This window comes from Variovorax sp. J31P179, from assembly GCF_030316985.1.
In the GTDB taxonomy this organism is placed as follows: Bacteria; Pseudomonadota; Gammaproteobacteria; order Burkholderiales; family Burkholderiaceae_C; genus Variovorax; species Variovorax ginsengisoli_B.
In genome coordinates, this window is sequence record NZ_JASZYL010000010.1 from 175,991 (window position 1) to 196,169 (window position 20,179).

Annotated in this window: 18 protein-coding genes; 6 read left to right on the forward strand and 12 right to left on the reverse strand. The window is 67.6% G+C overall.

Annotated elements, in window-relative coordinates:
• Position 1: 1 nt before the first annotated feature.
• Positions 2–616 carry a PilN domain-containing protein gene (locus tag QTI17_RS24805; RefSeq protein ID WP_286523515.1) on the reverse strand — a complete coding sequence of 205 codons (615 nt, stop codon included), beginning with the start codon at positions 614–616 and terminating at the stop codon, positions 2–4.
• Entirely contained in the window at positions 613–1,692 is a 1,080-nt protein-coding gene (locus QTI17_RS24810) for a pilus assembly protein PilM (RefSeq protein WP_286523516.1), read from the reverse strand. Before QTI17_RS24810 ends, QTI17_RS24805 begins: the two co-directional genes overlap by 4 nt.
• Positions 1,693–1,933: 241 nt before the next feature.
• On the opposite strand from QTI17_RS24810, the gene QTI17_RS24815 reads away from it, so the two are divergent.
• Positions 1,934–4,336, forward strand: a complete 2,403-nt coding sequence (locus tag QTI17_RS24815) for a penicillin-binding protein 1A (RefSeq protein ID WP_286536329.1) — start codon at positions 1,934–1,936, stop codon at positions 4,334–4,336.
• Positions 4,337–4,481: 145 nt separating this feature from the next.
• Here the strand turns inward: QTI17_RS24815 and cyaY are convergent, their stop codons facing one another.
• Positions 4,482–4,814 carry an iron donor protein CyaY gene (gene cyaY / locus QTI17_RS24820; protein WP_286536330.1) on the reverse strand — a complete coding sequence of 111 codons (333 nt, stop codon included), beginning with the start codon at positions 4,812–4,814 and terminating at the stop codon, positions 4,482–4,484.
• Positions 4,815–4,860: 46 nt separating this feature from the next.
• Complete coding sequence (locus tag QTI17_RS24825) at positions 4,861–6,759, reverse strand: acyltransferase family protein (protein WP_286536331.1); 1,899 nt, start codon at positions 6,757–6,759, stop codon at positions 4,861–4,863.
• A gap of 86 nt (positions 6,760–6,845) precedes the next feature.
• Here QTI17_RS24825 and lptM point away from each other — a divergent pair, with 86 nt between their 5' ends.
• Positions 6,846–7,055: an LPS translocon maturation chaperone LptM gene (lptM, locus tag QTI17_RS24830; RefSeq protein ID WP_286536332.1), complete on the forward strand. Its 210-nt coding sequence runs from the start codon at positions 6,846–6,848 to the stop codon at positions 7,053–7,055.
• Positions 7,052–8,332, forward strand: a complete 1,281-nt coding sequence (gene lysA, locus QTI17_RS24835) for a diaminopimelate decarboxylase (RefSeq protein ID WP_286536333.1) — start codon at positions 7,052–7,054, stop codon at positions 8,330–8,332. The genes lptM and lysA overlap by 4 nt, the downstream gene beginning before the upstream one ends.
• On the opposite strand, the gene msrQ is transcribed toward lysA, so the two are convergent.
• From msrQ to QTI17_RS24860, 5 genes are all read right to left on the reverse strand, one after another.
• Positions 8,322–8,981, reverse strand: a complete 660-nt coding sequence (gene msrQ / locus QTI17_RS24840) for a protein-methionine-sulfoxide reductase heme-binding subunit MsrQ (protein WP_286536334.1) — start codon at positions 8,979–8,981, stop codon at positions 8,322–8,324. The two genes, lysA and msrQ, sit on opposite strands and share 11 nt — an antisense overlap.
• A 70-nt stretch (positions 8,982–9,051) precedes the next feature.
• Positions 9,052–10,050: a protein-methionine-sulfoxide reductase catalytic subunit MsrP gene (msrP, locus tag QTI17_RS24845; RefSeq protein WP_286536335.1), complete on the reverse strand. Its 999-nt coding sequence runs from the start codon at positions 10,048–10,050 to the stop codon at positions 9,052–9,054.
• Positions 10,051–10,157: 107 nt separating this feature from the next.
• Positions 10,158–11,474 carry a c-type cytochrome biogenesis protein CcsB gene (gene ccsB / locus QTI17_RS24850; protein WP_286523531.1) on the reverse strand — a complete coding sequence of 439 codons (1,317 nt, stop codon included), beginning with the start codon at positions 11,472–11,474 and terminating at the stop codon, positions 10,158–10,160.
• Positions 11,471–13,621: a cytochrome c biogenesis protein ResB gene (locus QTI17_RS24855; protein WP_286536336.1), complete on the reverse strand. Its 2,151-nt coding sequence runs from the start codon at positions 13,619–13,621 to the stop codon at positions 11,471–11,473. Before QTI17_RS24855 ends, ccsB begins: the two co-directional genes overlap by 4 nt.
• 105 nt (positions 13,622–13,726) lie before the next feature.
• Complete coding sequence (locus tag QTI17_RS24860; RefSeq protein WP_286536337.1) at positions 13,727–14,401, reverse strand: c-type cytochrome; 675 nt, start codon at positions 14,399–14,401, stop codon at positions 13,727–13,729.
• Between the two features lie 70 nt (positions 14,402–14,471).
• Between QTI17_RS24860 and yihA the strand changes: the two genes are divergently transcribed.
• Together yihA and QTI17_RS24870 are read left to right on the forward strand one after the other, a co-directional pair.
• Positions 14,472–15,230, forward strand: a complete 759-nt coding sequence (gene yihA, locus QTI17_RS24865) for a ribosome biogenesis GTP-binding protein YihA/YsxC (protein ID WP_286536338.1) — start codon at positions 14,472–14,474, stop codon at positions 15,228–15,230.
• A 47-nt stretch (positions 15,231–15,277) separates the two neighbouring features.
• Positions 15,278–16,192, forward strand: coding sequence for an alpha/beta fold hydrolase (locus tag QTI17_RS24870; RefSeq protein ID WP_286536339.1), 915 nt, complete (start codon positions 15,278–15,280; stop codon positions 16,190–16,192).
• Here QTI17_RS24870 and QTI17_RS24875 read toward each other — a convergent pair.
• Positions 16,186–17,073 (reverse strand): LpxL/LpxP family acyltransferase, encoded by an 888-nt coding sequence (locus tag QTI17_RS24875; protein ID WP_286536340.1) that lies wholly within the window; start codon positions 17,071–17,073, stop codon positions 16,186–16,188. The genes QTI17_RS24870 and QTI17_RS24875 overlap by 7 nt on opposite strands.
• Positions 17,070–17,948 carry a lysophospholipid acyltransferase family protein gene (locus tag QTI17_RS24880; RefSeq protein ID WP_286536341.1) on the reverse strand — a complete coding sequence of 293 codons (879 nt, stop codon included), beginning with the start codon at positions 17,946–17,948 and terminating at the stop codon, positions 17,070–17,072. The genes QTI17_RS24875 and QTI17_RS24880 overlap by 4 nt, the downstream gene beginning before the upstream one ends.
• A gap of 183 nt (positions 17,949–18,131) precedes the next feature.
• On the opposite strand from QTI17_RS24880, the gene metK reads away from it, so the two are divergent.
• A complete protein-coding gene (gene metK, locus QTI17_RS24885; protein ID WP_286523542.1) occupies positions 18,132–19,313 on the forward strand; it encodes a methionine adenosyltransferase in 1,182 nt (393 codons plus the stop codon).
• 220 nt (positions 19,314–19,533) lie between these two features.
• Here metK and QTI17_RS24890 read toward each other — a convergent pair whose 3' ends face one another.
• Positions 19,534–20,157: a phosphoribosyltransferase gene (locus QTI17_RS24890; protein WP_286536342.1), complete on the reverse strand. Its 624-nt coding sequence runs from the start codon at positions 20,155–20,157 to the stop codon at positions 19,534–19,536.
• Positions 20,158–20,179 lie beyond the last annotated feature (22 nt).

Genomic DNA, 20,179 nt, shown 5'->3' on the forward strand with positions numbered 1-20,179 from the left:
CTTACCCCTTCGCCTTGATGGCCGCGGGCGCGCCGGCGGGTGGTTTCTGGGCGTCGGTCGGCCGCTTGAGGCCGATGCGCATCCTGAAGTTGGCGACCCGCCGCTGATCGCGCGCACTCAGGCTCACCGTCGCCGAAGTGATCTCGATGAGCTCGGGCTTGACCAGCCACGGGCTGCTGTTGCCCAGGTTGCGGAGCAGCTCGGAGACCCGCTCGTTCGACTGCGCCATGCCCTGCAGCGTGACGGTCTGGTTTTCCTGCTTCATGCTGGTGATGTAGACCCCGTCCGGCAGCTGCCGGACCAGCTCGTTGAGCAGGTGGACGGGCAAGTTGCGGTCGCCTTGCAGGTCTTCGACCGCCGTCTGGCGGGCGCGCAAGGCGGCGATCTCGGCCTGCAGCGTGGAAATCTCCTTGATCTCCGTCTCGAGTTTGGTGATCTCGGTCTTCAGCAGCGCGTTTTTCGACTGCTGGTTCGAGATCTGGGCCTGGAACCAGAGGAACGCGGTGACCGCGATGAGCCCGCCCAGCACGGCGGAAAGACCCAGCGTGGCATAGAAAGTCTCGCGACGGCGCTTGCGCGCGGCTTCGCGGTGCGGAAGCAGATTGATCAGGATCACTGCAGGAACCTCCGCATCGCGAGGCCGCAGGACGTCAGGTAGGAGGCCGCCTCGCGCCGCACCTTCTTCTCGCGGATGCTGCTGCCGATCTCCATGCCGTCGAACGGGTTGACCAGCGAGCAGGCGAACGAGGTCTGGCGCGTGACTGCGCTCGTGAGGCCGGGCAGGCCCGCCGATCCGCCCGCCAGCAGAACGTAGTCGACGCGGTTGTGCGGCGTGCTCGTGAAGAAGAACTGCAGCGCCCGGGCGATTTCCTGTGCGATGCTGGCCACGAAGGGCTTGAGCACGCCGGCCGCGTAGTCGTCGGGCAGTTCGCCGCTGCGCTTCTTGGCCTCGGCTTCCTCGGCCGAGAAGCCGTATTGGCGAACGATGAGCTGGGTCAGCTGGGCGCCGCCGAAAGCCTGGTCACGGTCATACAGGACTTCCTGGTTGCGCAGCACCTGCATGCTGGTGGTGAAGGCACCGACCTCGAACAGCGCGACCACGGCGTCCTGGCCCTGGCCGGGCAGTTGCTCGATCAGGCGCGCCGTCGCCAGCCGGGAGGCATAGGACTCGACGTCGAGGATCACGGCCTTGAGACCCGAGGCCTCGGCCAGGCCCTGGCGGTCCTGCACCTTTTCCTTGCGGGAGGCGGCGATCAGCACCTCGACATCGCCGGCCGAGTTGGCACTCTGCCCGATGACGCAGAAATCGAGGCTCACCTCGTCCAGCGAGAACGGGATGTACTGGTTGGCTTCCGACTCGACCTGGATCTCGAGCTCCTGCTCGCTCATGCCGCCGGGCAGGATGATCTTCTTGGTGATCACGGCCGATGGCGGCAGGGCCAGCGCGACATTCTTGGTGCGGGTGCCGCTCTTGCGGACCACGCGCCGCACGGCCTCCGCGACTTCGTCGAACTTCTCGACATTGCCGTCGGTGATCCAGCCGCGTTCGAGGGGCTCGATCGCACAGCGCTCGAGCACCAGCTTGCCGCTCGCGTCACGGCCGAGTTCGACCAGCTTGACGCTGGACGAACTGACGTCGAGCCCGAGCAGAGGCGCGGGCTGGCGGCGAAACAACGATCCGAGAGCAGTCAAGTTCGATCCCATCCGTTTGTAACGATTGGAAATAATTGCGAGTGGTTGCATGCTAGCAGCAAGGTGCAAGCCAATCCAAGCGCCGAATCCCCAGTGAGTGAGCAATCGTTGTCAAAAGTCGACGTAACAGTTCGGAACTGCAACTTGCGTCACAAATAAGAGTACTTGGGTCCTAACTGCTACCGCGGCGCCGTCCTACGGCGGCGCGTTTTTATAATGCGCTCAGACTCCAACAGCCTCAATGCCCGAAAACTCTCGACCCAAAGGGCCTGCGAAGGCTCCCGTTCCCAAACGCCCGGCCTGGCTGAAATGGTTGCTTCGCCTGATCCTGTGGAGCCTCGGCCTCGTGGTGGCCGGGACGGTCGCGCTGATCTGCGTGATCGCGGTCGCGCTGGCGGTCGCCTACCCCAACCTGCCTGACATCTCCGAGCTCGCCGACTACCGTCCCAAGCTGCCGCTGCGGGTGTTTTCGGCCGAAGGGATCCTGATCGGCGAGTTCGGCGAAGAGCGCCGCAACCTGACGCCGATCGCGACCATCCCGAAGATCATGAAGGATGCGGTGCTGGCCGCCGAGGACGCCCGCTTCTACGAGCACGGCGGCGTCGACTACAAGGGCATGCTGCGGGCCGGCATGGCCAACATGAACCGGGCCAAGAGCCAGGGCGCGTCGACCATCACGATGCAGGTGGCGCGCAACGTCTACCTCAGCTCCGAAAAGACGCTGACCCGCAAGATCTACGAAGTGCTGCTGACCTTCAAGCTCGAGCACCTGCTGAGCAAGGACCAGATCCTCGAGATCTACCTCAACCAGATCTACCTGGGCAACCGCGCTTACGGCTTCGCGGCCGCCTCCGAGGCCTATTTCGGCAAGCCGCTGTCGGACATCACGATCGCCCAGGCGGCGATGCTCGCCGGCCTGCCGAAGGCACCGGGCGCCAACAACCCGGTCAACAACCCGGCCCGCGCCCGCGGCCGCCAGCTGTACGTGATCGACCGCATGCAGGAGGCCGGCTTCATCAACGCCGACCAGGCCGCCCAGGCCCGCAAGGAGGAACTGCACCTGCGCGACGCCGCCGACCCGACGCGGCTGCACGCCGAGTACGTGGCCGAGACCGTGCGCCAGCTGATGTACGCGCAGTACGGCGACAGCACCTACACGCGCGGGCTCAAGGTCTACACCACGCTGGTCGCGGCCGACCAGGCGGCGGCCTACCGTGCGCTGCGGCGCGGGATCATGGACTACGAGCGGCGCCAGATCTACCGTGGCCCCGAAAAATTCGTCGACCTTCCGAACGACCCCAAGGAGCTCGACGAAGCGGTCGACGATGCGTTGGCCGACCACCCCGACAACGGCGACGTCATGTCGGCCGTGGTGCTGAAGGCGAACGCCAAGGAGATCCAGGCGGTGCGCGGCAACGGCGACGCGGTCCAGATCACCGGCGACGGCCTGAAGCCGGCACAGTCCGGGCTGTCGGACAAGGCGCCGCCCAACATCCGGATCCGGCGCGGCGCCGTGATCCGGGTCGTGAAGACCCCGAAGGGCGCCTGGGAAATCACCCAGCTGCCCGAGGTGGAAGGCGCTTTCGTCGCCATGGATCCGCGCGACGGCGCCGTCAAGGCGATGATCGGCGGCTTCGACTTCGACAAGAACAAGTTCAACCACGTCACGCAGGCCTGGCGCCAGCCGGGTTCGAGCTTCAAGCCCTTCATCTATTCGGCCGCGCTCGAGAAGGGCTTCACGCCCAGCACCGTGATCAATGATGCGCCGCTCTTCTTCGATGCCGGCACCACCGGCGGCCAGCCCTGGGAGCCGAAGAACTACGACGGCACCTTCGAAGGCCCGATGTCGATGCGCCGGGCGCTGATGAAGTCGAAGAACATGGTGTCGATCCGCATCCTGCAGTCGATCGGCACCCGCTACGCCCAGGACTGGGTCACCAACTTCGGCTTCGAGCGCGAGAAGCACCCGGCCTACCTGCCGATGGCGCTGGGCGCGGGCTCGGTGACGCCGATGCAGATGGCGACCGCGTACTCGGTGTTCGCCAACGGCGGCTATCGCGTCAACCCCTACCTCGTGACCCGGGTGACCGACCACAAGGACAAGGTGCTGGTCGACAAGCAGCCGCCGCTGCTCAACGAGACCCTGCGCGCGGTGCCGCAGCGCAACGCCTTCCTCATGGCCAGCCTGCTGCAGTCGGTGGCCAGCGGCGGCACCGCGGCCAAGGCGCAGGCGACGCTCAAGCGGACCGACATCTACGGCAAGACCGGCACCACCAACGACTCGCTCGATGCCTGGTTCGCGGGCTTCCAGCCCACCATGGCGGCAGTCGCGTGGATGGGCTACGACACGCCGCGCAAGCTGGGCGACCGCGAGACCGGCGGCGGGCTGAGCCTGCCGATCTGGATCAACTTCATGGAGACCGCGATCAAGGGCGTGCCGGTGGCCGAGGTGCCGGCGCCGCCGGGCGTGGTGAATGTCGGCGGCGAGTGGTACTACGACGACTACGCGCCGGGCCGCGGCGTCGCCAGCCTGGGCGTCGACAGCGGACCGACGCAGCCGGCGGAGGCGATCGCGGCACCGCCGATCAGCGCGCCGGCGCCGGTGGAGGAGCGCAGCCGGATCCTGGACCTCTTCAGGAATTAGGCTCGCCCCCAGGTTGCCCCTCACTTCGTGTGGGGCGCCCACCCCCTACCGGGGGCAACACCAGCGGCCCGGCAAAGCCAGTTCCGCGGTGTTTCACCAACGGGCCGGGCTGCGCCGGCCGAGGGAGATCGTTACGCCGTCTCGCTCAGCCGGCGATGAACTGGAGCGGCTGGCCTGATTGCCGGGTCGCCTCGCGCGACAGGTTGTCGAAGAATTCCTCGCCGGTCTTGGTGTCGACCCAGGCGCGGCCGTCGTGCCGGTAGTGGTAGCCGCCGGAACGCGCGGCGAGCCAGATCTCCTGCAGCGGCTTCTGCAGGTTGACGATCAGCTGGCTGCCGTTGCCGAAGATGATCGTGATCATTCCCCCGACCCGCTGGTTGTCGATGTCGACGTCGCTCTCGTCGTTGATTCGGTCGCAGCTGCGCTCGATCGCTGCCAGTGCGGCTTCCGCGCGGTCCATGTATTCGGGGTCGGTCATCGAGGCTCTCGGTCTTGGAACAGGACTCATTTTCCTGCATCCGGCCTCAGTTCATCGGCGGTGTGGCCAACGGGCCCGTCGAATGTGCTGCGAGGAAACCCTCCGAGAACTTGCGCACCGCCGTGGAGGAGACATGGTTCCTGTCCCAGTAGAGGCCATAGCCGTCCTTGATCGCCGGGCAGCGATTGGCATCGCAGAAGAATCCTGCGGGCTCGACGTAGGTGACATTGGCGTGCATCGCCTGCAAGCTTCTGATGAAGGTCCGCGAGGGCGCGGCCTGGCGGTCGAATTCCTGTCGACTCACCGAACAGGCCTCGGCCTGCGGCGAGTCCAGGCATGCGGAAGCGGACTCGTTCAAATAGGGCGTAGGGCCCAGGATGAGGACATTCCGGACCCGGGGCGCGACGCGGGCCACGGTCTGCTCGATCTGGCGCGCGAAATCATCCTCGCCGGCATGGGCCAACCAGGCCGCGGACAAGATCAAGGTATCGACTGCTTCGACTTCGCTGATCGCCAGCGCGTTGAACGCCTTGCAGCGCTGCGCTTCCAGCAACTGCTTTCGATTGTCGTAGTCGATCGCCGGCGGACAGGCGTCCCTTGAGAAACTGATCGCGGCACCGCCCTCTTGCGCCGCCAGCGCCCACGCGAACGGTTGCCATGCGAGCGCGTAGGAGTCGCCCCAGATGGCGACCCGCACCGGTTTGTCCACGGCCGAATTGCAGCCGCGTTTCGGAACCTGGGTGACGGCCTCGTCGCCGGTCGAATGGCATCGAAAGCGGTTTTCGGGGAAGTCCCGGCTGATGCGCTCCGCCGGACTGTCTGTGCCAGGACCTGTCGCCATGGCGTCGGTGAAGACGACGCTGCAATAGGCGAGCACCAGTGATGTCAGCAGCCCCGCGAAGACCAGTTGGCGATTCGGCGTGGTCCGTGCGGGATGCCTGAGCGGCTTCTCGACCAGGCGGAAGCTGGCCCATGCGAGTCCTACCGCCGCCGCACACAGCATGGCGCGCGTGAGCGCCGGCGCCTGACCCGGATGCACTGCCCGTGCCAGCGCAAGCAGCGGCCAGTGCCACAGGTAGAGCGAATAGGAAATCAGCCCGAAGAACAGCGCCGGCCCGGAGCGCAGCACGGCGCCGACCCGACCGAGGTCGGCGTTCGCATGGCTCGCGTACACGAGCATTGCCGCAGCAGTCACGGCGAGTGGAACGCGCACGCCGCCGGGCAGCGCGCCAGGCAGGACGACCGCCGACATCAAAAGGCCGATGGCAGTGATCGAAAGCAGCCGGCCGGAGGCGGGGCGCTGCCAGCTTCGCAGCGCGATCAAGCCGCCGGCTGCCAGCTCCCAGAACCTGGCGGGCATCTGGTAGAAGGCGGCATTCGGGCTGAACAGGCCCAGGCCGAGCGCGAGCAGGAACGAGAACAGCGCGCAGGCCGCGACGATTCCGAACAAGCGACCGGGACGCCGGCGCAGCACCAGCACCATCAAGACCGGCCACAGCAGATAGAACTGTTCTTCGACGCCGAGCGACCACAGATGCAGCAATGGCAGGCGCTCGACGACCGGGTCGAAATAGCCCCCGGTATTCGCTTGAAAATAAAGATTGCCCACGAAGAGCAGGGACGCCGCCGCGGATCGCCCGACTGCTTCCACTTCTCCGACGCCCTGCAGCAGGAGGTTCGACGCCACCAGGGTGCAGGCGACCACCACCACGAGCATCGGGAAGATTCGGCGAACACGCCGTGCATAGAACGCCGACAGGTCGATCGAGCCGTTCGCCTTCCACTCGGCATTCAACAGGCGCGTAATGATGTAGCCGGAGATGACGAAGAAGACATCCACGCCGACGAATCCGCCTGGAAAGATCGTTGGAAACGCATGGAAACCGATCACCGACAGGACGGCGAGGGCACGCAATCCGTCGATTTCGGGCTTGTAGCCCAGCATGGGCGATGACGGTTGGCGCAGGGGTTGCAAGGCGTGTTCAGGTCGAAAAGTACAATTTCGCCATGTTGAATGTTCGCCAAATTCTAGTGAGCGCCTTTGGCCTCGCGCTCGTCGGGGTCGGCCTCGCGGCCTGCGGCCAGAAGGGCTCGCTGTACCTGCCCACCGATCCGCTCGCCAAGGAACGCACCACGCTGCCCGGCCTGCTGCTGCCCACGCCGCCCGCCAGCGCCGCCGGCGATGCCCCGGCCAAGCCGCCGGCAGCCGCCAGCAGCGCCCCCGCAGGAGCCAGCCAGTGAACGCCGCCGCACGGCTCCCGGGCCATCCCCACATCGCGCGCCACGACGGCGCCCTGCAGGTCGAAGGCCGGCCGCTCGCCGAACTGGCGCAGCAATACGGCACCCCCCTGTTCGTCTACTCGAAGCAATGGATGCTCGACGCCCTCGCCGCCTACCAGCGCGGCTTCGAGGGCCGCGATGCGATGGTCTGCTACGCGATCAAGGCCAATTCCTCGCTGGGCGTGCTGCGCGTCTTCGCCGAGGCCGGCTGCGGCTTCGACATCGTCTCCGGCGGCGAACTGGCGCGGGTGCTGGCCGCCGGCGCCGATCCGGCCAAGGTGATCTTCTCGGGCGTCGGCAAGACCCGGGCCGAGATGCGGCAGGCGCTGGCGGCCGGCATCGGCTGCTTCAATGTCGAAAGCGAAGCCGAGCTCGACGTGCTCAATGCGGTCGCGCTCGAAGAAGGCCGCCGCGCCGCGGTCAGCATCCGCATCAATCCCAACGTCGATCCGAAGACCCATCCCTACATCTCGACCGGGCTCAAAGGCAACAAGTTCGGCGTCGCCCACGACCGCGCAGTCCCGATCTACAGGCACGCGGCCTCGCTGCAGGGCCTGCAGGTGGTCGGCATCGACTGCCACATCGGCTCCCAGATCACCGACGCCTCGCCCTACCTAGAGGCCCTCGAGCGCGTGCTCGACCTGGTCGAGGCGATCGAGGCGGCCGGCGTGCCGCTGCACCATCTCGACTTCGGCGGCGGCCTGGGCATCGACTACAACGGCGACACGCCGCCCGCCGCCGATGCGCTCTGGCAGCAGCTGCTCGTGCGGCTCGACGCGCGCGGCTTCGGCCAGCGCCGGCTGATCGTCGAGCCCGGCCGCTCGCTGGTCGGCAACGCCGGCGTCTGCGTGACCGAGGTGCTGTACCTCAAGCCGGGCGAGGAAAAGAACTTCTGCATCGTCGATGCGGCCATGAACGACCTGCCCCGTCCGGCCATGTACCAGGCCTTCCACCAGATCGTGCCGCTGGCCGAGCGCGCCGGCCCGGCCACGACCTACGACGTGGTCGGCCCGGTCTGCGAGAGCGGCGACTGGATCGGCCGCGACCGCGCGCTCCAGGTGGCGTCGGGCGACCTGCTCGCGGTGCTGTCCGCGGGCGCCTACTGCATGGCCATGGCCAGCAACTACAACACGCGCGGCCGCGCGGCCGAAGTGCTGGTGAGCGGCACGCAGGCGACGCTGATCCGGCGCCGCGAATCGATCGACGACCAGCTCGCGAGCGAGCGCATCAACGACTGACCGGCGCCCGGGGTGCGGCGGCGATCGGCCGCGGCGCCTGGCCGCCTTCCCTCTTCTTGCGCGCGAAGTTCCACACGCGCCAGCCGAGCAGCACGGCGATGATCCCGGCGTAGACGAACACTTCGGCGAAGTTGTTCTTGCCGGCCCGCATCCAGAAGAAGTGCAGCAGGCCGAGCGCGGCGATGCCGTAGACCAGCTTGTGCAGCGCCTGCCAGCGCTTCGCGCCCAGCGCCTTGATGGCGCGGTTGAACGAGGTCGCGGCCAGCGGCGTCAGCAGCACGAAGGCCGAGAAGCCGACCAGGATGAACGGTCGCTTGGCGATGTCCTTGGCGATGTCGGCCATCTCGAACCCCATGTCGAACCAGCTGTAGCTCAACAGGTGCACCACGACATAGAAGTACGCGAACAGGCCCAGCATGCGCCGAAAGCGTGCCAGCGCGTTCGCCTTGGCGATGACGCGCAAGGGCGTCACGGCCAGCACGATGCAGATGAAGCGCAAGGTCCAGTCGCCGGTGGAGCGGATCAGGTACTCGGCCGGGTTGGCGCCGAGGCCGTCGGTCAGCGCGCCGTAGAACAGCCAGGCGAAGGGCAGCAGGCAGAGCACGAACACCACCGGCTTGGCGGCCGGGTGCATCAGCAGCTTGTTCATGAATGTCTTTTGATCGGTTGGGGACAGCGCAAAAACCGCTGCGCGGTTTCTTGGTCTGTCCCGCGAGGTCTCAATAATTCTTCTTCAAGTCCATGCCGGCATACAACTGGCCGACCTGGGCCTCGTAGCCGTTGAACATCTGGGTCTTCGCGCGCTTGGCGAACAGCCCCCCGCCATCGCCGATGCGCCGCTCGGTCGCCTGGCTCCAGCGCGGGTGGTCGACGTTCGGATTGACGTTGGAATAGAAGCCGTACTCGTTGGCCGCGGCCTTGTTCCAGGCCGTGCCCGGCTCCTTCTCGACGAAGCGGATCTTGACGATCGACTTGGCGCTCTTGAAGCCGTACTTCCAGGGCACCACGATGCGCACCGGGGCGCCGTTCTGGTTCGGCAGCACCTCGCCGTACATGCCGAAAGTCAGCAAGGTCAGCGGATGCATCGCCTCGTCCATGCGCAGGCCCTCGGCATAGGGCCAGTCGAGCACGCGCGAGCCGACGAAGGGCATGGTCTTGGGATCGGCCAGCGTCAGGAACTCGACGTACTTGGCGTTGCCCTGCGGCTCGACCTTCTTGATCAGTTCCGACAGCGAATAGCCGACCCACGGGATCACCATCGACCAGCCCTCGACGCAGCGCAGCCGGTAGATGCGCTCTTCCTGGGCGCTGAGCTTGAGCAGGTCCTCGATGCCGTACTTGCCGGGCTTCTTGACCAGGCCTTCGACCTCGACGGTCCAGGGCCGGGTCTTCAGGGTGCCGGCGTTCTTCACCGGATCGCCCTTGTCGGTGCCGAACTCGTAGAAGTTGTTGTAGCTGGTGGCGTCCTTGTAGTCGGTCAGCTTTTCCATCGTCTGGGCGCCAGGCACCGCCGATTTCGCGCCCGCGAGCGGCGCCAGCTTGCCCGGTGCCGCCGCCTGCGCCAGTGCGTCACGCGCCGCCCAGGAGGCCATGGCCGCGCCAGCGACACCGCCGGCCATCCAGCGCAGCATGTCGCGCCGGCCTTCGTAGACGCCCTTGGGCGTGATCTCGCTCGAACGCGGGTGGAGGAAGCCGTCGTCGCGGGAATGAATCAACATGAAATGCCTTTCGCCTGAAAACGCTCAGTCAGGGGGAGTTCGTTGCCGATGCCGATCCGGTTACGCGCCAGGCACGCCCCCGGATCATTCCACGCGCAAAGACCGCGCTAGAGCGTGCCGTAGCTGTGCAGCCCGCTCAGGAACATGTTGACGCCGAGGAACGCGAAAGTGGTCACGGCCAGGCCGCCGAGCGCCCACCAGGCCGCCACGGTGCCTCGGAGGCCCTTCACGAGCCGCATGTGCAGCCAGGCCGCGTAGTTGAGCCAGACGATCAGCGCCCAGGTTTCCTTCGGGTCCCAGCTCCAGTAGCCGCCCCAGGCATCGGCCGCCCACAGCGCGCCCAGCACGGTGGCGATGGTGAAGAAGGCGAAGCCGACCGTGATCGACTTGTACATCACGTCGTCGAGCACCTCGTTGGCCGGCAGCCGCGCCGCGATGCGCTTGCGGCCCATCAGGATGCCGGCGGCGATCAGCGCCGAGATCGCGGCATAGCCGACCCAGTAGCTGCCGCCAGCCTCCTGCACGCGCTGGCGGAACGCCACCGGCACGAAGCACAGCGCCACGCCGAGCAGCCAGATCGGCGTCAGCTTGTACCAGCGGGTCTCGGCGGCCTGCTCCTTGATCAGGTAGGCGAAGGCCACCATGGCGGCGAGCGAGAAGGTGCCGTAGCCGATGAAGTTGGCCGGCACGTGCAGCTTCATCCACCAGCTCTGCAGCGCCGGCACCAGCGGCTGGATCTCGTGGGCGTCGCGCACCAGCGTGTACCAGAGCAGGAAGCCGACCGCGGCGCTGACCACCAGCATCACGAAGGCACCCAGCGCGCGGGTGCGATAGCGCCATTCGAAATACAGGTAGAAGGTGGCGGTGAGCCAGCAGAAGAGGACGAACACCTCGTACAGGTTGCTGACCGGAATGTGGCCGATGTCGGGGCCGAGCTGGTGGCTCTCGTACCAGCGCACCATGCTGCCGATCAGCGCCATCGTGACCGCGGCCCAGGCCAGCCGCGAGCCGATCAGGTCCATGGCGTCGCCCTGCCGGCCGCCGAAGAAGCCGATCCAGTAGAAGATCGTGCTCATGAAGAACAGCACGCTCATCCAGAGGATGGCCGACTGGCTCGACAGGAAGTACTTGAGCCAGAAGACGCTGTCGGCCCGCGCCAGGTCGCCCTGGTAGGACGCGATGGCCAGCAGTGCGGCGGCCGCGACCACGATCGCCAGCACCCGCAGCGGCCGCCAGAACCAGCCCAGCCAGACGGCGGCGGGCACGGCCGCCACCAGGATCGTCTGCTCGTAGTAGTCCATCGCACCGTGGTAGCGCGAGAAGGCGAAGACGGCGCCCGCCAGCACCAGCAGCGCGAACACCCAGTCGAGGGCGTTGCGGCGGGAGAGCCAGCTGTCGTTGAGAGTGAGCGTGGTGGTCGTCATGACGCGGTGTCTTTCGTGATGGCGAGCAGCTTGTGCTTCAAGTGCTCGAATTCGCGGTCGCTGTCGATGGTCTTGCGGTTGACCGAGAAAGCCAGGGTCGCCGCCGTGCCCCGGGCGTCGTCGCCGTCCTTCGCGAGCCACACCCAGAGCCGGCGCTCGCGCACGTACAGCATCGCAAAAATGCCCACGATCAGCAACAGACAGCCGAGATAGACGATGTTCTTGCCAGGGGCTCGCGCGACCTGGAAGACGCTGGCCTGGACCTGCTTGAAGTCGGACATCATCATCGCGACCGGGGCCGGATAGAAGTGGGCGTCGCTGATCGCCAGCACCGCCTGCGTAAGGAAAAGCTGCGACTTCTCGTCGGGCGGCATGGCGGCCAGGCCGGCCTGCTCGCGGCTCAGGTTGAGCACCTCGAACAGCACGTCATTGAGGATGCGCACCAGCACGGCGGCCGCGCGTTCGCGCTCGGCCTCGGGCACGTTGGCCTCCATGAACTCGGCCACCGCCTGCCAGCCGCCGCTGCTGACCGCGTCGACCTTGGCCCGCTCGGTGCCCGCGAACAGGGCCAGCGCCCGGGCCGCGGAGGCGCGCAGCTGGGCGGCCAGCTCGGGCCGCTTGGGATCGGTGGCGCGCGCGATGTAGCGGTCGAGGGCGCGGTCGCGCAACTTGGCATCGGCCAGGGCGGCGCGCATGCGCACGAAGCCTTCCATCGAGCCTTGCTCGTCGGCCGGCACGCGCAGGTAGCGGAAGGGGTCCTCGGGCCGCTCGCGCACCCCGAGCAGGAACACCGGCTGGCCGTCCCCGGTGTCGACCGGCACCATGTAGTTCTGGAACTCGCGCGCCTGCCCCGAAGCGTCGCGCAGCTTGTAGCCGATGCTGGGGCCGATGTTGCGCAGCACCTTGGGCTTGTTGGTCTTGTTGGCCGCGCCAAGGCGCGACTCGAGGTCGTGCCGCAGGTCGACCTTGCGGACGTCGGCGCCGCTGGTCATGGCGCCGCCGCCGTCGGCGAAGTTCTCGACGTTGATGACGCGCAGCGCCACCAGCTCGAGCGTGAGCCGGTCGTTGCCGTTGGTGATCTCGCTGCTGCCGCCGATGGTGCCGTCGATCTCGAAGGGCTTGGCGGCCGCGCCCATCGGCACCGCCTTGAGCTTCACGCTGGAGCCGCCGTCGTCGAAGCTCGACTGGTAGATCTCGACGCCCTTGTAGCTGGCCGGGTGGTTGACCTCGATGCGCCTGGGCAGCTGCTCGCCGGTCTCGCGGTCGTGCAGCACCACTTCGCTGGCGAACAGCTTGGGCATGCCGGTCGAGTAGTACTCGACGATGAACTTCTTGAGCTCGATCGAGAACGGAAGGTCCTGCAGCAGCACGCCGTCGGCCTGGTTCAGGATCGCGACGCTGGATTGCGCGCCCTCGGGCACCAGGATGTTGCCGCGGAAGGTCGGGTTGCGCGGCGACAGGCGATGCTCGGGCGCCACGTCCTTGATCAGGCCGCCGCCGGTGTAGACGCTCTTGCCGTTGAACCAGGTCTGGGCCCGCACGACGAGGTCGCCGTCGAACAGGCCGCCGATGCAGACCAGCACGATCGCGCCGTGGGCGGCGATGTAGCCGAGCTTGTGGGCCCCGCCGGCGCGCGCGGCGACCATCCAGCCCTGGCTCTGCCCTTCGGCCTCGCGGTGCTGCAGCTTGACTTTCCAGCCGCCGCCGGCCAGCAGCTCGCCGATGCGCTTGGCGGCGCTGTCGGGCGTCTCGGCCAGCACGGCCTCGGCGCGCTGTCCGAAGGCCTTCAGGCTCTGGGCCCGGATGCCTTCCTTCACGGTCTTCAGGTCGCGCAGGATGTGCGGTGTGTTGCGCGCGATGCACAGCGAGGTGCTGACCACCAGGAACAGCAGGATCAGCAGGAACCACCAGGCGCTGTAGATGGAGTCGAGCCTGGCGGCGCGGAACAGCTCGGCCCAGAAGGGGCCGAACTGGTTCACGTAGTTGCCGACCGGCTCGTGCTGCTTCAGCACGGTGCCGATGATCGAGGCGATGCAGATGATGGTCAGCAGCGCGATCGCGAAGCGCATCGACGAGAACAGCTCCACCGCCGCGCGGACCGCGTGGGGGCCGCGGCGGACGCGAAGGCCGTGGGTGGAGACTGACATCGGTGCGAGGCGTGGAAAGCAAACAAGGCGGGCCATCCTGCCGGATGGACCCGCCTTGTTAGGAGTTTGTTATTGGCGGTTGGTTCAGGCTTGGAGGCCCGGCGTTCAGCGCAGGCCGGCGATGTAGTCGGCGACCGCGGTGATTTCCTTGTTGCTGAGCTTGGCCGCCACCCCGGTCATGACCGGCGAATTGAGGCGGGTGCCTTCGCGGAACAGGGTCAGCTGCTGCGCAGTGTATTCGGCGTGCTGGCCGCCCAGGCGCGGGTATTGGGCCGGGATGCCGGCGCCGTTCGGGCTGTGGCAGCCGGCGCAGGCCGGGATCTGGCGATCGGCGATGCCGCCGCGGAAGATCCGCTCGCCCAGGCCGACCAGGTCCTTCTCCTTGGCGAAGCCCGGCTTGATCTTTTTCGAGGTCACGAACCAGGCGATGTTGCGCATGTCGTCGTCCGACAGCGCCGTGGCCATGGGCTTCATGATCGCGCTCTTGCGCTTGCCGGACTTGAAGTCCTGCAGTTGCTTGAGGATGTATTCGGGGTGCTGCTGCGCCAGCTTGGGGTTCGCCGCGATGGCCGAATTTCCGTCCGCGTTGTGGCACGAGGCGCAGCTCTGGCTGTTTGCCGGCGTGGCATTGAAGACCGTATCGCCCTTGGCGGGGTCGGGCTTCGGTGCCTTGGCGGGCGCCTCGGCAGCCGGCTTTGCAGCGGGCTCGTCAGCCGCGAAGCTGGCACTGGCGGCGGCGCCCAACAGGGCTGCAAGCAGAAATTTGGCAAACAACTTCATATCGGGGGCTTGGATTTATGGCGCAAAACCCGGCGATTCTACAATGGCGCCCCGTACCGAAAGCCCATCGATGACCACCCCGCCGCGGAAGCCCGCCGCCAGCTACTCCCGCAAAGCGACCACCGTCGACCCCCAGGCGGCCGAACGCGCCCGTGTGGCGCGCGGCTGGCTGCACACTGCCCACTTCCTCACGAGCGCCCCCCAGCTCGAGCATCTGCCGACCTTCGACCTGCCCGAGATCGCCTTCGTCGGCCGCTCGAATGCCGGCAAGTCGACCGCCATCAATACCCTGACCCAGCAGACCCGGCTGGCCTTCGCCTCGAAGACACCGGGCCGGACCCAGCACATCAACCTGTTCGGCGTCGGCAAGCAGAAGGTCGACGACGCCGTGCTCGCCGACCTGCCCGGCTATGGCTATGCGGCCGTGCCCAAGGAGGCCAAGCTGCGCTGGCAGCGCGTGATGGGCAACTACCTGATGACCCGTCCGAACCTGCGCGGCGTGGTGCTGATGTGCGATCCGCGCCACGGCCTGACCGAGCTCGACGACATCCTGCTCGACGTGATCCGGCCGCGGGTCGAGCAGGGGCTCAAGTTCCTGGTGCTGCTCACCAAGTCGGACAAGCTCACGCGCTCGGACGGCGCCAAGGCGCTGTCGATTGCGCGACTGCAGGCCGGCGGCGGCGAGGTCAAACTGTTCTCGGCCCTGAAGCAGCACGGCGTGGACGAGGCGGCCGAGCTGCTGTGGCGCTGGGCGCACCCGGAAGACGGGCAGCCCGCGCCGCCTTCCGAGCCGGCATCCGAGCAAGCCCCCATCGACGAGCAGCCCTGAATCCGGCGCTGGCCTCCTCGCCGCATGGACAACGAAGGAGACAGCCTGTGATCGAGACTTTCGCCCGCGCACTGCCGAACGGCACCACCCTGAGCTGCCGCGCGGCCGGCGCGCCCGACCGGCCGCTGATGGTGTTCCTGCACGGTTTTCCCGAGGCCGCGTTCATCTGGGACGAATTGCTCGAGCACTTCGCCGCGCCCGAACACGGCGGCTTCCGTTGCATCGCACCGAACCTGCGCGGCTTCGAACAGTCGAGCGCGCCCACCGAGGTCTCGGCCTACCGGGCCCACCTCCTGGTGCAGGACCTCGCCGAACTGGCGGCCAGCGAGAACCCGGCCGGCCGCATCGAGGTGCTGGTGGCGCACGACTGGGGCGGCGCCTTCGGCTGGGGTTTCGGCAATCGGCACGGCGACCGGCTGGGACGCCTGGTGATCATCAACTCGCCGCATCCCGGCACCTTCGCCCGCGAGTTGCAGAACAACCCGGACCAGCAGGCCGCGAGCGCCTACATGAACTTCCTGGCCCGGCCGGATGCCGAGGCGCTGCTGGCGGCCGACGACTACCGCCGCATGTGGCCGATGTTCCTCGGCATGAAGGCCGGCGCCGATGGCTTCGGCTGGCTCACGGAGCCGGTCAAGGACCAGTACCGCAAGGTCTGGGATGCGGGCCTCAAGGGCGCCTGCAACCTGTATCGCGTCACACCGCTGAAGCCGGCCATGCCCGGCCAGCCGGCGCCCGCGATGCCGGAGATGCCCCACGACAAGCTCACGGTCGCCGCACCCACCCTGGTCCTGTGGGCGCTCGACGACAAGGCGCTGCTGCCCGGTCTGCTGGAAGGCCTGGAGGACTATGTGCCGAAACTCGACGTCGTCCGGGTGCCGGGCGCTACGCACTGGGTGGTGCATGAGCAGCCCAAGTTCGTCGCCGGCGAGATCGAGGCCTTCCTGCGCCGGACTCAATAAACTGGTTTCTCGCCCTCGGGCCGGGTCTTGAAGCGCCGATGCACCCAGTAATACTGCGACGGCATGGTGTCGATGTAGCCCTGCAGGCGCTGGTTCATGAGGGCGGTGTCGGCCACCGGGTCATCGCTCGGGAAGTCTTTCCAGGCCGGCAGCACCTCGATCTCGTAGCCGTCGGGGGTGAGCTTCGAGACCACCGGCACCACCTTGGCCCGCCCCAGCCGCGCGAAGCGCGACAGCGAGGGCACGGTGGCCGCCTGCACGCCGTAGAAGGGCACGAACACCGTCTGGTCGCGGCCGAAGTCCATGTCCGGCAGCAGGTACAGCAGGCCGCCCTTGCGCAGGCCGGCGACGATCGGCTTGATGCCGTCGACCCGGTTCAGCGTGATCACGTTGCCGAAGCGCTTGCGGCCCTCGCTGACCCACTGGTCGATCATCGGATCGCGCTGCGTGGTGTAGATGGTGGTCGACGGCCGGTCGGTGTGCATCGTGAGCGCCGTGGCGGCCGCGTCGAGGCCGTAGAAATGCGGCGCGAACAGGATCATCGGCTCGTGGCCGTGGGCGATCTCCTCGATCACGTCGGCCGCGCCCACCACCTTGAGGCGGCGCGCCACCACCGCCTCCGGCGCATGCCAGAGCCAGCTGCGGTCGAACCAGGACTGCGCCACGTAGACGAAGGTCTGACGCGCCATGCGGCGCCGTTCGGCCTCCGACCGGGTCGGAAAGCACAGCGCCAGGTTGGTGTCGACCACGCGCCGCCGCGGCACTGCCAGCACGTGCAGCACGCGCCCGAGCACCGCCCCGAAGCCGCGCACGAGCGGGAACGGCACGTGCGCCAGTGCCCGCATGAAGCCGATGCCGAGCTTCGAAGTGAGCTTGCTCATGTCGCCGCCTCCACCGCCGCCTCGGCGCGCGGCTGCTTGTAGCGGGCGTAGTCCCAGACGTATTGCCCCGGCAGGGCGCGGATCAGCTTCTCGATGCCTTCGTTCATCGCCGTGGCGGCGGCCTCCGGCGTGGCCTTGGGGTCGCTCATCGCGGTGCCGTCGAAGGGCACGAACCGGATCGCATAGCCGGCGCCGCGCGGCAGCCGCTCGCAGACCCCTAGGAAGACCCGGGCACCGGTCTGCTGCGCCAACCGCGGCAGCAGGGTCATCGTGTAGGCCGGCCGGCCCAGGAACGGTGCCCAGACCCCCTGGCCCAGCGGCGGCACCTGGTCGGGCAGCAGCCCGGTGTAGCCGCCGCCGCGCAGCGTTCGGATCAGGCCCCGCACGCCGGAGACGGTGGTCGGCAGGGTCTGCAGCCCGGGCCGGTCGCGCGAACCGGCGATCAGGTCGGCCATGAATTTCTTGCGCGCCGGCCGGAACAGGGCCGTGATCGGACCGTAGTCCTTGAAGAAGCGCTCGCCCACCGCCTGGCCGAAGGTTTCCCAGCTGCCCAGGTGCGGCGACACCAGGATCACGCCCTTGCGCGCGGCCAGCGCGGCCTCGAAGGCCTCGATGCCGTCCCAGCGCACGATGTGCGGCAAGAGGCTCTCGTCGCGCGGACGGGCCCAGACCCAGGGCAGCTCGCCGACCATGGCGCCGGCGGCGGCGATCGCGGGGCGGTACTGCGCCGGCGTGAAGCCCGCCGCCTCGGCGTTCTCGCGGAAACGGCGGCGGTAGTCGGGTGCGAACCACCAGACCAGCCAGCCCAACCAGCCGCCCACCGCATGCATCACGGGCAGCGGAACACGAGCGAGCAATCTGAACAAGGCAATCATCGAAACATGGGGATGGAGAGGGACGCGCGCGCAGGGTACAGCGCGGCTCGGATAGAATGCAAATTGTCGCCGAGTTATGGAACTACTTGCAGGGCGACGTTAAACACTACTGCTAAAGCGTTCGCCAGAGCTCCGAAACGGGTTGGCAACGCGCCAATTGACCTGCTACGGAGTTTGAAACACATGGCGAACGATTTCCTCTTTACTTCCGAATCCGTCTCCGAAGGCCATCCCGACAAGGTGGCCGACCAGATCTCGGACGCGATCCTCGACGCGATCTTCGAACAGGACCCGCGCTCGCGCGTGGCCGCCGAGACGCTGACCAACACCGGCCTGGTGGTGCTCGCGGGCGAGATCACGACCAACGCGCACGTCGACTACATCCAGGTGGCGCGCGACACCATCAAGCGCATCGGCTACGACAACACCGACTACGGCATCGACTACAAGGGCTGCGCCGTCATGGTCTGCTACGACAAGCAGTCCAACGACATCGCCCAGGGCGTCGACCACGCCAGCGACGACCACCTCAACACCGGCGCCGGCGACCAGGGCCTGATGTTCGGCTACGCCTGCGACGAGACGCCCGAGCTGATGCCCGCGCCGATCTACTACGCCCACCGGCTGGTCGAGCGCCAGGCCCAGCTGCGCAAGGACGGCCGCCTGCCCTTCCTGCGTCCCGACGCCAAGAGCCAGGTCACGATGCGCTATGTCGACGGCAAGCCGCACAGCATCGACACCGTGGTGCTCTCGACCCAGCACCACCCCGACCAGAGCGAGACGCCGACCAAGATGAAGGCCTCGTTCGTCGAAGCCGTGATCGAGGAGATCATCAAGCCCGTGCTGCCCAAGGAGTGGCTCAAGGAGACGCGCTATCTGATCAACCCGACCGGCCGTTTCGTCATCGGCGGCCCGCAGGGCGACTGCGGCCTGACCGGCCGCAAGATCATCGTCGACACCTACGGCGGCGCCTGCCCGCACGGCGGCGGCGCGTTCTCGGGCAAGGACCCGAGCAAGGTCGACCGCTCGGCCGCCTATGCCGCGCGCTACGTGGCCAAGAACATCGTGGCCGCCGGCCTGGCGCGCCAGTGCCAGATCCAGGTCGCCTACGCGATCGGCGTCGCCAAGCCGATGAACGTGACGGTCTACACCGAAGGCACCGGCGTCATCTCCGACGAGAAGATCGCCGCACTGGTCCAGGAGCATTTCGACCTGCGTCCCAAGGGCATCATCCAGATGCTCGACCTGCTGCGCCCGATCTACGGCAAGACGGCCGCCTACGGCCACTTCGGCCGCGAAGAGCCCGAGTTCACCTGGGAAAGCACGGCCAACGCGCAGGCGCTGCGCGCTGCCGCCGGCCTCTGATCCCGTCGGGCATTCAGCCTCCCCGAGCCTGCGGATGCGCCTGCATTCGCAGGCTTTTTCTTTGGGCCGGGTTTGGCTCGGGTGCATCCCGGGCGGTGGCGAGGGCGTGCTCTGCGCAGCGAAATAAAGGAGGAGCCCGAAGGGCGGGGGACATTCGCGGAGCAGAGTACGCCGTCGGCGTGGGCCCGCCCCTGCTCGACCCCGCCGTCTCCTGGCAGCCTCACGCCAGCAGCCTGTCCACCTCTTCGTCACTCGTCTGCGTGAAGTCCTGGTACCAGAGGCCCACCGCACGAAAGTGCTCCGGCGTGAAGAGGCACACCACCTCGTCGGCCAGCGCACTCAGGCTTTGCACGGCCTCGGTCGAAGCCACCGGCACGGCGACGATGACCTGCTTCGGATTGCCGGCGCGCGCCGCCTGCACCGCAGCGCGCATGGTTGCACCGGTCGCGAGGCCGTCGTCCACCAGGATCAGGACGCGACCGGCCAGATCGAGCGGCGGTCGTCCGCCGCGGTAGCGCTGCTCACGCCGCACCAGCTCGGCCTGTTCACGCGCGACGACGGCTTCGAGCTCCCGTGCCGAGACCGGCCAGCCAGCGTCCGCCTCGCCCATGACGCGCACGCCGCCGGGTGCTATGGCGCCCATTGCATACTCTTCCTGCCCGGGAAAACCCAGCTTGCGCACCACCAGCACATCGAGTGGCGCACCGAGCGCGCGGGCGACTTCCCAGGCCACCGGAACGCCGCCGCGCGGCAGCGCCAGCACCAATACGCCGGGCCGCCCGCGCCAGGCTTCCAGTGCCTTGGCGAGCGCACGGCCGGCGTCGCGTCGATCCTTGAATTCCATGGTCTGCTCCCACTGTCCGGGA

Bases quoted from the DNA above. Each gene is read 5' to 3' on its own strand.
- QTI17_RS24815 (WP_286536329.1), top strand. From the start codon at position 1,934: ATGCCCGAAAACTCTCGACCCAAAGGGCCTGCGAAGGCTCCCGTTCCC.
- cyaY (WP_286536330.1), bottom strand. From the start codon at position 4,814: ATGACCGACCCCGAATACATGGACCGCGCGGAAGCCGCACTGGCAGCG.
- QTI17_RS24825 (WP_286536331.1), bottom strand. From the start codon at position 6,759: ATGCTGGGCTACAAGCCCGAAATCGACGGATTGCGTGCCCTCGCCGTC.
- msrQ (WP_286536334.1), bottom strand. From the start codon at position 8,981: ATGAACAAGCTGCTGATGCACCCGGCCGCCAAGCCGGTGGTGTTCGTG.
- msrP (WP_286536335.1), bottom strand. From the start codon at position 10,050: ATGTTGATTCATTCCCGCGACGACGGCTTCCTCCACCCGCGTTCGAGC.
- ccsB (WP_286523531.1), bottom strand. From the start codon at position 11,474: ATGACGACCACCACGCTCACTCTCAACGACAGCTGGCTCTCCCGCCGC.
- QTI17_RS24855 (WP_286536336.1), bottom strand. From the start codon at position 13,621: ATGTCAGTCTCCACCCACGGCCTTCGCGTCCGCCGCGGCCCCCACGCG.
- QTI17_RS24860 (WP_286536337.1), bottom strand. From the start codon at position 14,401: ATGAAGTTGTTTGCCAAATTTCTGCTTGCAGCCCTGTTGGGCGCCGCC.
- yihA (WP_286536338.1), top strand. From the start codon at position 14,472: ATGACCACCCCGCCGCGGAAGCCCGCCGCCAGCTACTCCCGCAAAGCG.
- QTI17_RS24875 (WP_286536340.1), bottom strand. From the start codon at position 17,073: ATGAGCAAGCTCACTTCGAAGCTCGGCATCGGCTTCATGCGGGCACTG.
- QTI17_RS24880 (WP_286536341.1), bottom strand. From the start codon at position 17,948: ATGATTGCCTTGTTCAGATTGCTCGCTCGTGTTCCGCTGCCCGTGATG.
- metK (WP_286523542.1), top strand. From the start codon at position 18,132: ATGGCGAACGATTTCCTCTTTACTTCCGAATCCGTCTCCGAAGGCCAT.
- QTI17_RS24890 (WP_286536342.1), bottom strand. From the start codon at position 20,157: ATGGAATTCAAGGATCGACGCGACGCCGGCCGTGCGCTCGCCAAGGCA.